13 protein-coding genes and 1 riboswitch are annotated in these 12,596 nt (G+C 68.4%); all 13 genes read left to right on the top strand.

The window, feature by feature from the left end; translation table 11 throughout:
• Positions 1-184: 184 nt before the first annotated feature.
• Positions 185-961 carry a UMP kinase gene (gene pyrH, locus A5728_RS04990; RefSeq protein ID WP_064845980.1) on the top strand — a complete coding sequence of 259 codons (777 nt, stop codon included), beginning with the start codon at positions 185-187 and terminating at the stop codon, positions 959-961.
• Positions 962-1,080: 119 nt separating this feature from the next.
• Positions 1,081-1,638 carry a ribosome recycling factor gene (frr, locus tag A5728_RS04985; protein WP_035963538.1) on the top strand — a complete coding sequence of 186 codons (558 nt, stop codon included), beginning with the start codon at positions 1,081-1,083 and terminating at the stop codon, positions 1,636-1,638.
• Positions 1,638-2,612: a phosphatidate cytidylyltransferase gene (locus A5728_RS04980; RefSeq protein WP_064845979.1), complete on the top strand. Its 975-nt coding sequence runs from the start codon at positions 1,638-1,640 to the stop codon at positions 2,610-2,612. The genes frr and A5728_RS04980 overlap by 1 nt, the downstream gene beginning before the upstream one ends.
• Before the next feature lie 85 nt (positions 2,613-2,697).
• Positions 2,698-3,441 (top strand): DivIVA domain-containing protein, encoded by a 744-nt coding sequence (locus tag A5728_RS04975; protein ID WP_064845978.1) that lies wholly within the window; start codon positions 2,698-2,700, stop codon positions 3,439-3,441.
• Between the two features lie 161 nt (positions 3,442-3,602).
• Positions 3,603-3,992: a DUF485 domain-containing protein gene (locus tag A5728_RS04970; protein WP_064845977.1), complete on the top strand. Its 390-nt coding sequence runs from the start codon at positions 3,603-3,605 to the stop codon at positions 3,990-3,992.
• Entirely contained in the window at positions 3,989-5,629 is a 1,641-nt protein-coding gene (locus tag A5728_RS04965; protein WP_064845976.1) for a cation acetate symporter, read from the top strand. The genes A5728_RS04970 and A5728_RS04965 overlap by 4 nt, the downstream gene beginning before the upstream one ends.
• 161 nt (positions 5,630-5,790) lie before the next feature.
• Positions 5,791-6,054, top strand: a complete 264-nt coding sequence (locus A5728_RS04960; protein WP_035963529.1) for a GlsB/YeaQ/YmgE family stress response membrane protein — start codon at positions 5,791-5,793, stop codon at positions 6,052-6,054.
• A 162-nt stretch (positions 6,055-6,216) separates the two neighbouring features.
• Positions 6,217-7,476, top strand: coding sequence for a 1-deoxy-D-xylulose-5-phosphate reductoisomerase (gene dxr, locus A5728_RS04955; protein WP_064845975.1), 1,260 nt, complete (start codon positions 6,217-6,219; stop codon positions 7,474-7,476).
• Between the two features lie 53 nt (positions 7,477-7,529).
• Positions 7,530-7,644, top strand: a riboswitch (SAM riboswitch).
• Between the two features lie 95 nt (positions 7,645-7,739).
• A complete protein-coding gene (locus A5728_RS04950) occupies positions 7,740-8,624 on the top strand; it encodes a MetQ/NlpA family ABC transporter substrate-binding protein (RefSeq protein WP_064845993.1) in 885 nt (294 codons plus the stop codon).
• The gene (locus A5728_RS04945) at positions 8,621-9,673 is read left to right on the top strand and encodes a methionine ABC transporter ATP-binding protein (protein ID WP_064845974.1); all 1,053 of its coding nucleotides are present in this window, start codon (positions 8,621-8,623) and stop codon (positions 9,671-9,673) included. The genes A5728_RS04950 and A5728_RS04945 overlap by 4 nt, the downstream gene beginning before the upstream one ends.
• Positions 9,673-10,329: a methionine ABC transporter permease gene (locus A5728_RS04940; RefSeq protein WP_035963525.1), complete on the top strand. Its 657-nt coding sequence runs from the start codon at positions 9,673-9,675 to the stop codon at positions 10,327-10,329. The genes A5728_RS04945 and A5728_RS04940 overlap by 1 nt, the downstream gene beginning before the upstream one ends.
• A 175-nt stretch (positions 10,330-10,504) precedes the next feature.
• Entirely contained in the window at positions 10,505-11,671 is a 1,167-nt protein-coding gene (gene ispG, locus A5728_RS04935) for a flavodoxin-dependent (E)-4-hydroxy-3-methylbut-2-enyl-diphosphate synthase (RefSeq protein WP_064845973.1), read from the top strand.
• A 38-nt stretch (positions 11,672-11,709) separates the two neighbouring features.
• A complete protein-coding gene (locus A5728_RS04930) occupies positions 11,710-12,528 on the top strand; it encodes a GNAT family N-acetyltransferase (RefSeq protein WP_231885514.1) in 819 nt (272 codons plus the stop codon).
• Positions 12,529-12,596: the final 68 nt, after the last annotated feature.

Genomic DNA, 12,596 nt, shown 5'->3' with positions numbered 1-12,596 from the left:
GGCGCGGCGGGGGGCCGGCCGGGCCCCCCCCCGCCCCGGGGGGGGCCGGGGGGCCCCCCCGCGGCGCGGGGGGGGGCGGCCCCCGGGGGGGGGGGGGGGGCCCCCCCCCCGCTTCTGTATGCTGGAGGGCGGTCTGCCACGGGCGGGCCGCCTCATGACCACGAATCGGCCCCCGGGAGGATCCATGCCCAGCATCATCGAATCGGAACCCCAGGACGAGGCCCTCGGCGGGGACCGGCAGCTGCGGCGCACCGAACCGGCACGTCGCAGGGTCCTGCTCAAGCTCTCGGGCGAGGTCTTCGGTGGCGGCAGCGTGGGCGTGGACACCTCGGTGGTGCGTGAGATCGCCGAACAGATCGCCGCGACCGTGGGCCGCGTGGAGACCTCCGTGGTGGTCGGTGGCGGCAACTTCTTCCGCGGCGCGGAGCTCTCCCAGGCCGGGATGGACCGTTCGCGCGCCGACTACATGGGCATGCTGGGCACCGTGATGAACTGCCTGGCGCTGCAGGACTTCCTGGAGCAGTGCGGCGTGGACACGCGCGTGCAGTCCGCCATCAAGATGGAGCAGGTCGCGGAGACCTACATCCCCCGCCGTGCGATCCGCCACATGGAGAAGGACCGCGTGGTGATCTTCGGTGCGGGTGCGGGCCTGCCCTACTTCTCCACGGACACCGTGGCCGCGCAGCGCGCCCTGGAGGTGCACGCGAGCGAGGTCCTCATGGCCAAGAACGGTGTGGACGGCGTCTACACCGCGGACCCGCGTAAGGACCCGGACGCGCAGCGTCTCGCGAGCCTCACATACGACCAGGCAATCGCGCGGGACATCCGCGTGATGGACCAGACCGCGTTCGCGCTGTGCCGCGACAACAACGTGACCATGCGCGTGTTCGGCATGGAGGGCGCGGGCAACGTGACCCGCGCGGTGCTGGGCGAGGAGATCGGGACCCTGGTCACCCCGTAAGGTCTCGCGGGCCGTCGCATCGCGCGACCAGCCACCCCCTGCCCGTTAGAGTGGGGAGAACGAACCGTCGCCACCGGCGTCAGTACCGCCGGCCGGCCAGCTCATAAGGAGAAACACCCGTGATTTCAGATGTCCTCTCGGATGCCACGACCAAGATGGGTAAGGCGGTGGACGCCGCCAAGACGGACTTCTCCACGGTTCGTACCGGCCGGGCCAACCCGGCGCTGTTCTCGAGCCTGCTCGTGGAGTACTACGGCACGCCCACCCCGCTGCAGCAGCTCGCGTCGTTCCAGACCCCCGAGGCCCGCACCCTGCTGATCACCCCCTACGACCGCAGCGCTCTCAACGACATCGAGAAGGCCCTGCGGGACTCGGATATCGGCGCGAACCCCGCCAACGACGGCAACGTGATTCGCGTGGTCATGCCCGAGCTCACCGAGGAGCGCCGCAAGGAGTACGTGAAGATTGTCTCGAACAAGGCGGAAGAGGGCCGGGTGTCCGTGCGCAACGTGCGCCGCCACGCTAAGGAGGCCATCGAGAAGCTCGTCAAGGACGGTGAGGTCGGCGAGGACGACGGCAAGCGCGGCGAGAAGGACCTGGACGCTGCGACCAAGAAACACATCGACCAGATCGACGATCTGCTTAAGAACAAGGAAGCCGAACTGCTCGGCGCCTGATGGCATCGGCTGATTCCCCCGGCTCCCCGCACCGCGACACCCGCCAGCCGTCTCCCGCCCCGGCGGGGGAGCAGGGGCGGGCGCACGACCCCCTGGTCACCACGGGCTCGCTGCGGCAGGTCCTCACCCGCCCCTTACAGCGCAGCACCGAGCACAAGGCCCCCTCGCGGGCGGGCCGTAACCTCCCGGCCGCCGTGGCCGTGGCCGTCGTGCTCATCGGCGCGCTCGTCACGGGACTGTTCTTCGTCCCGCTCGTACTGGCCCTGCTGGCCGGGACCGCGGCGGGTATCGGGGTGTGGGAGATCGCGCGGTCACTGACCTACAAGGGCGTGCAGATCCCGCAGGTCCCCGCGGTGATCGCGGCGGTGCTCATGCCGCTCGCGGCGTTCTTCGGCGGGGCGGAGGCGCTGTCCATGGCGCTCGTGCTCGCCGTGACACTCGTGGTGGTGTGGCGGGCCTTCGGGCCCAAGCAGGGGATGATGCTGTCCATCATGGGCTCGGTGTTCGCGCTCGTGTGGGCCTCGTTCCTGCTGAGTACGGCGGTGCTGCTCTACCACTCCCCGGACGGCCCCCACAAGGTCCTCACGATCATCCTGCTGGCCGTCAGCTCCGATACCTTCGGCTACGCGGTGGGGGTCGTATGGGGCAAACACCCCATGGCCCGCAAGATCTCTCCCAAGAAGTCGTGGGAGGGTTTCGCCGGATCCGTGGGCGGTGCCGTGGTCGTGGGCGTACTGTGCGCGCTTTTCCTCGTGGAGATGCCGTGGTGGCAGGGCGCGGTCCTGGCGGTCGCGATCGTCGTCGTGGCCACCGTGGGCGACTTCTCCGAGTCCATGATCAAGCGGGAGATCGGGATCAAGGACATGGGGACCCTGCTGCCTGGTCACGGCGGAGTGATGGATCGCATCGACTCCATCGTCTTCGCCGTGATCACCGGCTACGTGATCTTCGAACTGTTCACCGTCCTGGGGTGACGCGGTCGCGGGCCGACCGCCCGCGCGCCCGGTCCGCACGGACGCCGCCCCTCGCGGGTCGCGTCCCGGCCGCGGAAGGGCGGGTATGAGTACTCAGCAACGTTTCGATCGCCTCGGCGAGCGGGCCTGGGGTTACGACCCCGCCCAGGTGGACGACTTCCTGGACCGCCTCGCCGCGGTCATGCATACGACGACGCTGCCCGCCCCCGGTGGCCACGCGGACCCGGTCGCGGGCCCCGGGACGGTCGCTGAGCCGGTCGTTGACCCGGCCGATGTCACGGACCCCGTCACCGCCGAGGACTCTGCTGCGTCCGCGGACACCGCCGGGGCGACTGACGCGGACCGTGAACCCGAGAGCGCGGAGGCGGCGCAGCGGCGTCGTCGGCTGGGCAGCCGGCAGGTGCGCGAGCGCGTGTTCGACCGCGTCAAGGGCGGTTACGACCCCGGAGCGGTGGACGCCCACCTGGACGCCGTGGAGGACGAGCTGTTCGCGCGGGAGAAGGCCGCGTTCGTGGCCGAGCACGGCGCCCGGCGCTGGGAGGAGCACCTGGAGCTGTTGGCCGGGCTGTTGCTGGGGCGGCTCAACCGCCCGCACGGTGAACGCTTCCGCCGGCCGAGTTCGCACCGCACGCTGGGTTACGCGGCGGCGGACGTGGACGTGCTGTGCGACCGGCTCATGGACGCGTTGCGCGGTGAACCCGAGGTGGACCCGCGGCTCGTGAGGACGGCGGTCTTTCGATCCGCCCAGGGTCAGCGCAGCTACGAGGAACAACAGGTGGACGCGTTCCTGGACCGGGCCGTGGAGTTCGTCCTGGCCATGCGGCCGTAGCGGCGCGCCATGACGCTGAATGTATACACAGATCGATCAAAATTGTAAGGTGGGCTAACCAAACCGCGAATTTCAGGGGTTTTTCGACGTTGTGACGGGCATGTCTTGTGTCATTGGATACACAGTGCGTACTGTGGTGGCCATCACACAAGGAGGCACACATGGCGTCCACGCCCCCTGTCGACCCCAACGGTTCCACGGCAACCCGGGGCATCGACTTCCCCGCGGTCCAGCGTTCGCACGAGTTCCAACGGCTGCGCTCGACCCACCGATCCTTCGTCTTCCCCCTGGCCATCGCGTTCCTGGTCTGGTACCTGCTCTACGTGGTCCTCGCCATCTACGCGCCGGGCTTCATGTCCACGCGGGTCGTGGGCAACGTCAACCTGGGTCTGATCCTGGGTCTGCTGCAGTTCGTCACCACATTCGGGATCACCGCCGCGTACGTGAGCTTCGCCAACCGCAAGCTCGATCCGCAGGCCACCGCGTTGCGTGAGGACCTCGAATCCACTTCCGGCCACCGGGCCGACGACCACCAGGAGGCCCGGCCATGATCGCCGTCCCCGCCCTCTCGACACCCGCGGTGCACCTGGCGGAGACCGCCACGTCCACCGTGGGCAACCCCGCGATCAATATCTCGATCTTCCTGGCGTTCGTGCTCGTGACGCTCGTGGTCGTGATCCGGGCGTCCAAGTCCACCGCCACGGCCGCGGACTACTACGCGGGTGGGCGCTCGTTCTCCGGGACCCAGAACGGTCTGGCCATCGCGGGTGACTACCTCTCCGCGGCGTCGTTCCTGGGCATCGTGGGCGCGATCGCCCTGCAGGGCTACGACGGGTTCCTGTACTCGATCGGCTTCTTCGTCGCGTGGCTCGTGGCCCTGCTACTGATCGCCGAGCCGCTGCGCAACACCGGCAAGTTCACCATGGCGGACGTGCTGTCGTTCCGATTGCGGCAGAGGCCCGTGCGGGTTGCGGCGTCCATCTCAACCCTGGCCGTGACGTTCTTCTACCTCCTGGCGCAAATGGCCGGGGCGGGGGCCCTGGTGTCCCTGCTGCTGGGGATCGGCTCCCGGGCCGGGCAGTCCCTGGTGATCGTGATCGTGGGCGTCATCATGATCGTCTACGTGCTCGTGGGCGGCATGAAGGGCACCACATGGGTGCAAATCATCAAGGCGTGCCTGCTCGTATCCGGCGTCGCCGTGATGACCGTGTGGATCCTGGTCTTGTTCGGGTTCAATTTCTCGACCATGCTCGGCGCGGCCGTGGAGACGAACAACAACCCCGCGATGCTCGATCCCGGACTGAAGTACGGCGTGAGCGAGATCTCCAAGCTGGACTTCATCTCGCTGGGTCTGGCCCTCGTCCTGGGCGCCGCCGGCCTGCCGCACGTGCTCATGCGCTTCTATACGGTGCCCACCGCCAAGGAGGCCCGCAAGTCCGTGGTTTGGGCGATCACTCTGATCGGCCTGTTCTACCTCTTCACCCTGGTGCTCGGGTTCGGTGCGGCCGCGCTGATCGGTGCGGACCGGATCAAGGGCGCGCCTGGTGGTGTGAACTCGGCGGCTCCGTTGCTCGCGTACGAACTCGGCGGGTCCATCCTCATGGGTCTGATTGCGGCGGTCGCGTTCGCCACGATCCTCGCCGTGGTCGCCGGTCTGGCCATCACGGCCTCCGCGTCCTTCGCACACGACATCTACACGTCCGTGATCAAGAAGGGCACCTCGGACCCGCGTCAGGAACTGCGCGTGGCCAAGACCACCGTGGTGGTCATCGGCCTGATCTCGGTCGCCGGCGGCATTGGCGCGCAGGGTCAAAACGTGGCGTTCCTCGTGGCCCTCGCCTTCGCGGTGGCGGCCTCCGCCAATCTGCCCACCATCCTCTACTCGCTCTACTGGAAGCGCTTCACCACGCGCGGCGCGGTATTGTCCATGTACGGCGGGCTGATCATCTCCGTGGTGCTCATTATCTTCTCCCCGGTGATGTCCGGATCGGAGACCTCCATGATCCCCGGCGCGGACTTCGCGTTCTACCCGCTGTCCAACCCCGGCATCATCTCGATCCCGGCGTCCTTCCTGCTCGGTTTCCTGGGCTCGCTCAGCGAGCGCCGGCCGGAGGACCCGCGCAAGCAGTCCGAGATGGAAGTGCGTTCCCTCACGGGAGTGGGAGCGGAGAAGGCCGTCTCGCACTGACCTGGTTCACCGCCCCTTGACACGGCCGCCGTGTCCGGTTTCATCCGGACGCGGCGGCCCGTGTAGCGTTGATGTCTGGTACTACACTGTGAACCAGTTCGCTGACCACATGCGGTTGCGGAACACCGCAAACGCGCACAACGAGAACCAGAGGTGGAGAAATGGGCATCATTAGCTGGATCATCCTCGGTCTGATCGCCGGCGCGCTCGCCAAGCTGATCCTTCCGGGCAAGCAGGGTGGCGGGATCATCGTCACCATCATCCTCGGCATCGTGGGGGCCTTCCTGGGCGGCTGGCTGGGTAGCTTCATCCCCGGCCTGAGCGACGGGATCAACAGCTTCAGCATCGGCACGATCATCACGTCCGTGATCGGCGCGATCATCGTGCTGCTCATCTACGGCGCCGTCGTCGGCCGCCGTCGCTGAATCATCCGCGGGTCCTGAACGGGCCATCCGCACAAGGGCGTCACCTCCGGGTGGCGCCCTTGTCGTATCTCCCGTGTCGTGCGTCCGGAGTCGTGTGCTCGGTGCCGTGCGTGCGGGGTGCGGCGCTCACGCGATACTGGGGTCATGACTTCCTCCACCGGCATGACCCCCGATCTCGACTCCGCCACCCGGCAGGCCCCCCGGCGCCTCGTGATCCTGGGGTCCACGGGATCCATCGGGACGCAGGCGCTCGACGTCGTGTCCGAGGCCGCGGGGCTGCGCCGGCCCGTCTCGGATGCCACCCACGAGCCCTTCGAGGTCGTGGCGCTCGCCGCGGGCGCGGGTCACCTCGAGCTGCTCGCGCAGCAGGCCGTGACGTTCGGTGTCCGTGCGGTGGGCACGAGCGGTACGGCGGACGACGCCACCCGGTTGCGTGAGCTGATTGCGGACCGGTCACGCGCGGCGTCGTCGGCGGCACCCGAGGTCCTGTATGGGCCGGACGCTGCAACCCGGATCGCGCAGTGGGAGGGTTCGGACCTCGTGCTGAACGGGATCACCGGGAGCATCGGGCTCGCACCCACCCTGGCGGCGCTGGGAGCGGGTCGGCGGGTGGCGCTCGCGAACAAGGAGTCCCTGATCGCGGGCGGTCCGCTCGTGTTGCGCGCCGCGGCGGACACGGGCCTCCAGGACGCGCTGATCCCCGTGGACTCCGAACACTCGGCGATCGCCCAGGCCCTGCGCTCCGGGACGGCCTCCGAGGTGCGCCGGCTCGTGCTCACGGCGTCCGGCGGACCGTTCCGCGGCATGACGCGCGAGCAGCTCACGCGCGTGACACCCGAACAGGCCCTGCAGCACCCCACGTGGGACATGGGGGTCATGGTCACCACGAACTCCGCGACCATGGTCAACAAGGCACTGGAGGTGCTCGAGGCGAGCCTACTGTTCGACGTCCCCCTGGACCGGATCGACGTCACGGTGCATCCGCAATCGGTCGTGCACTCCATGGTGGAGTTCGTGGACGGATCCACCCTGGCGCAGGCGTCCCCGCCGGACATGCGCCTGCCCATCGCGCTCGGAATCGGCTGGCCCCACCGCGTGACCGGCGCCGCCGCGGGGTGCGACTGGACCCGGGCCGCACAGTGGACGTTCGAACCGCTCGATTCGCAGGCGTTCCCCGCCGTGGAGCTCATGAAGCACGCGGGTTCGCGCGGCGGGACGTGGCCCGCGGTGTTCAACGCCGCCAACGAGCAGGCCGTGCACGCGTTCCACCGCGGGGCGCTCGGCTTCATGCAGATCGTGGACATGGTCGAGCGTGTGCTGGAGGATCACGACGGCGTCACGCGGCCCACCCTCGAGGACGTCCTGGGGGCGGAGGAGTGGGCCCGGGCCCGCGCGGACGAACGTATCGCCGGGATGGCATAGGGCCCTTCCGGCGGTCGCCGGCCCATGGCAGGGCCGTGCTAAAATTCCGAGTGGATGACGAGATCCGGCGCGTAGCTCTGGCTGGCCGGACGGCAACCCTCTCCCGTAGCGGGGTGCCCCAGATGACCATCCGGTCGCGGTTGCAACAGATCACGGCAAGTGCGGTTCCCCGGAAATCAGCACGTACCCGTCCCTGTGCCCTCATCCAGGGGGGACTGTTCGCCCCGCGAGTCCCCGTCACAGACCCCTGGAAAGGCATGATCATGCGAACCAAGCGTTTGATTCCCGTCGTGTTGGCCACCACCCTGGGCCTCACCCTCACCGCGTGCGGCGGCGGCTCCGACAACTCGGACCCGGCCGCGGACGGCAAGATCACCGTCGGGATCGTGGGCTCGACCCCTGTGCAGGACGCGTTGAAGCAGGTCGCCGCGGACAACGACATCACGGTCGAGTACGTGGACTTCAGTGACTACAGCCAGCCGAACCCCGCTCTGAAGAGCGGTGACATCGACATGAACTGGTTCCAGCACATCGCGTACCTCGCCGATTACAACAACAACTCCGGGGACACCATCACTCCCGTGGGCTCCACGTCCATCTTCCCGCTGGGGCTGTACTCCAAGAGCGTGAAATCCGTGGGTGACTTCAAGCAGGGTGACGAGATCGCCGTGCCGAACGACTCGATCAACCTGTCCCGCGCCCTGAACCTCTTGCACCAGCAGGGTCTCGTGGAGTTCACCAAGGACACGATCGCCCCCACTGAGCAGGACATCGACACCGCCAAGTCCAAGGTCACGGTCCGCCCGGTGTCCGCCGAGCAGACCGTGCTGTCCATGGACTCCGTGGCCGCCTCCGTGGTCAACAACGACTTCCTGGACCGCGCGAACATCGATCCCAAGTCCGCGCTGGCTCAGGACGATCCCACCGCGGACAGTGCCAAGGTGTACGACAACCTCTTCGCCGCGACCGAGGCGAACGCGGACAACGAGACCCTGAAGAAGGTCGCGAGCTTCTATTACGACGACAAGGTCCAGGACGCGGAGAAGACCGAGACCAAGGGCACCGCGGTGCCCACCAAGGTGGACCAGCAGGAGCTCAAGGACTTGCTGGCCCGCTACTCGCAGGACCTCAAGGAGCAGACCAAGTGAGCCCGTCCGCCACGGCGGACACCCTGGTCAGTTTCCGGGACGTGAGCAAGGTCTTCGTCACGGGGTCCAAACGCCGCCCGCGCACCGTGACCGCGGTGGACTCCGTGGACCTGGACATCCGCCGCGGTGAGATCTTCGCGGTGATCGGCTACTCGGGGGCGGGCAAGTCCACCCTCGTGCGGCTGATCAACGGCCTGGAACCGATCTCGTCCGGGACGCTCGAGGTCGCCGGTAACCGTGTGGACGGGCGCAGCGAGTCCCAGCTGGCGCCCATCCGCCGCAAGATCGGGATGATCTTCCAGCAGTTCAACCTGTTCACGTCACGCACCGTGGCGGGCAACATCGAGTACCCGCTCAAGCGTGCCGGGTGGAAGCCCGAGGAACGCAAGGCGCGGGTCGCGGAACTGTTGGAGTTCGTGGGCTTGACCGAGCGCGCCGGGAACTACCCCGAGCAGCTCTCGGGTGGTCAGAAGCAGCGCGTGGGGATCGCCCGCGCGCTCGCGAGCAATCCCGAACTGCTGCTCGCGGACGAGTCCACCTCGGCGTTGGACCCGGAGACCACCCAGGAGGTCCTGGGTCTGCTCAAGCGCGTCAACCGTGAGCTGGGGATCACCATCGTGTTGATCACCCACGAGATGGACGTGGTGCGGGCCACCGCGGACCGCGTGGCCGTGATGGACAGCGGTCGGGTGGTGGAGACCGGGACCACCGCGGAGGTCTTCGCCCACCCGCGGGCGCAGACCACGCGCAAGTTCGTCTCCTCGGTCACGCGCACCGTGCCGCGCGCGGACGAGATCGAGAAGCTGCGCCGGGAACACCCCGGGCGGCTCGTGCTGGTGGACGTCACCGACCAGAACCGGATCGGGGACGTGCTCTCGGACGCCGCCCGTGACGGTGTCAGCTTCAACATTGCCTTCGGGGGGATCTCCATCCTGCAGTCACAGTCCTTCGGAACGCTCACGCTGTCCCTGACCGGTTCGGACGAGTCCGTGGACCGCGCCGTCGAGAGTCTGCGCGCCGTCACCACGGTGCGGGAGGTGAGTGAGTGATGGAGTGGTCTGCTCTGGGCCCGCAGTTGTTGGACGCAACCGGGCAGACGCTGTATATGGTCTCCGTGACCCTCGTGCTGGCCGGGCTCATCGGCCTGGCCGTGGGCATGGGGCTCTACGTGACCCGGCGGGGCAGCATCCTGGAGAACGGTCCACTGTTCACCGCGCTGAACCTCCTGGTGAACTTCGTGCGTCCCATCCCGTTCATCATCCTGCTGGCCGCCCTGGGTCAGGTCACGGAATCGGTCGTGGGCACGCGCCTGGGCCCCAACGCCGCGATCTTCACCATGACCATCGGCGCTACGTTCGCGGTGGCCCGCATCGTGGAGCAGAACCTCATGACGGTGGATCCCGGGGTGATCGAGGCCGCGCGGTCCATGGGGGTCTCGCGCTGGAAGATCATCACCACGGTGATCCTTCCGGAGGCGCTCGGCCCGCTCGTGCTGGGGTACACGTTCCTGGTCATCGGCATCACGGACATGTCCGCGATGGCCGGTGCGATCGGTGCCGGCGGTCTGGGTGACTTCGCGTTGCGCCTGGGCTACCAACGCTTCAACGACCAGGTCACGTGGGCCGCGGTGATCGTGATCATCATCCTGGTCCAGCTCGTACAGTTCTTCGGCAACTGGCTCGCGCGCAGGATCATGCGCCGCTGACGCTCACGCGCCCCGTACCATGGCGACGCCGCCCCCGGAACATTCCGGGGGCGGCGTCGTGTTTGGCGCATCACGTGCGGCTGTAGCACGTGGGAGGAGTGGGGCACAATGGACAGTGCAACATCGCGGGGCGCGCGTCACGGGCCCCGGACGCCACTTCCTTGGGAGGCAATTCGTGACCTCGGTCAATCTCGGTATGCCCGCCGCGCCCCAACCGGTGCTCTCGCCCCGGCGCAAGACCCGCCAGATCCAGGTGGGTGCGGTGGGTGTGGGGTCGGAGCACCCGATCAGCGTCCAGTCGATGACCACGACCCCCACCACGGACATCAACGCCACGCTGCAGCAGATCGCCGAGCTCAACGCCGCCGGTTGCGACATCGTGCGCGTGGCGTGCCCGTCCCAGGACGACGCCGACGCCCTGCCCATCATCGCCATGAAGTCCCCGATCCCGGTGATCGCGGACATCCACTTCCAGCCCAAGTACGTCTACGCCGCGATCGACGCCGGGTGCGCCGGTGTGCGCGTGAACCCGGGCAACATCCGCAAGTTCGACGACCAGATCGAGGGCATCTCCCGTGCGGCGGAGGCCGCGGGCGTGTCCATCCGGATCGGCGTGAACGCGGGCTCACTGGACAAGCGCCTGCTGCAGAAGTACGGCAAGGCCACCCCGGAGGCGCTCGTGGAGTCCGCCGTGTGGGAGGCCTCGCTGTTCGAGGAGCACGACTTCCACGACTTCAAGATCTCCGTCAAGCACAACGACCCCGTGACCATGGTGCGCGCCTACCAGTTGCTCGCCGAGCGCGGAGACTGGCCGCTGCACCTGGGTGTCACGGAGGCCGGCCCGGCCCTGCAGGGCACCGTCAAGTCCGCGACCGCCTTCGGCATCCTGCTCGGTCAGGGCATCGGGGACACCATCCGCGTGTCCCTGTCCGCGCCTCCGGTCGAAGAGGTCAAGGTGGGCAATCAGATCCTGCAGTCGCTTGGGCTGCGCCCGCGCAAGCTCGAGATCGTCTCGTGCCCCTCGTGCGGGCGCGCGCAGGTGGACGTCTACAAGCTCGCCGAGGAGGTCAACGAGGGCCTGGCCCACCTGACCGTGCCGCTGCGCGTGGCCGTGATGGGCTGCGTCGTCAACGGCCCGGGGGAAGCCCGCGAAGCGGACCTGGGCGTGGCCTCGGGCAACGGTAAGGGCCAGATCTTCGTGCGCGGTGAGGTCATCAAGACCGTTCCCGAGGACCAGATCGTGGAGACCCTGCTCGCCCAGGCCAATGAGATGGCCGAGAGCATGGAATTGGACGAGAACGGCCAGCCGGTCGAGGGCGCGCCGGTTGTGACCGCCGGGTGATCCTGCGCCGCGCCCCGCGGGTGCTCTCACCCGCCGCCGTGAACCAGTCGGCACTGGACCGCCTGCTGGCGCGGCACGCGGTGTCCGGGGTGTTCGTCGCGGCGCACGTGGCCCGGATCCGGGCCGCCCGCGGTCGGCGGCAGCCGCCCGTGATCGGTGTGGTGGACTCCTCCGGCGAGCTCGTGGGCGCGTGCTGGGCGGGAACCAACGTGGTCCCCGTGGTGCTCGACCAGACCGGGACGGACCTCGTCGCGGACGTCCTGGCCCGCGGCGGCCCCCGCTTCGCCTCGTTCTTCGGTCCCGCCGATCCCGTGCTCGGACTGTGGGAACGATTGCGGGACACGTGGCCCGAACCCTTCGACGTCCGTCCCGTGCAACCGCTGCTCGTGATGGACCGTGATCCCGCACCCGAGTTGTTCACGGGGCCCGCCCGCGATGTGCGATGGGCGCAGGACGAGGACTTCCCTCGCGTGCTGCCCGCGGCCGCGGCCATGTTCACCGAGGAAGTGGGGTACTCCCCCTTCACCACCGGGGCGGAGGGTTACCGCCAGCGAGTGCGCTCCCTCGTGCGCGATCGCAGGACCGCGGTGCTCACCGACGAGCACGGCACCGTGATCTTCAAGGCGGACATCGGGTCGCTGCACGGGTCCGTGTGCCAGATCCAGGGCGTGTGGGTGGACCCCGAGCACCGGGGGAGGGGACTGGCCGTGCCGTGTATGGCCGCGACCGTGGCGCTCGCCCGGCAGTACGTCCCGACCGTGAGCCTCTACGTGAACTCGTTCAACGCACCCGCCCTGGCCACATACCGCCGAGTGGGTTTCCGGCGGCACGGGGATTTCGCCACGGTCCTCCTGTGAGCCCCCGGGCCCGGCGTGCGCCGGTGCCGCGCAGCGATAGACTCGCGGGGATACCCGCCGCTTCGATC

Origin of the sequence: Kocuria sp. ICS0012 (assembly GCF_001665945.1) — a bacterium.
GTDB classification, from domain to species: Bacteria; Actinomycetota; Actinomycetes; order Actinomycetales; family Micrococcaceae; genus Kocuria; species Kocuria marina.
The sequence above is the reverse complement of the archived record's forward strand: the minus strand, read 5'-3'. Positions and strand labels throughout refer to the sequence as shown.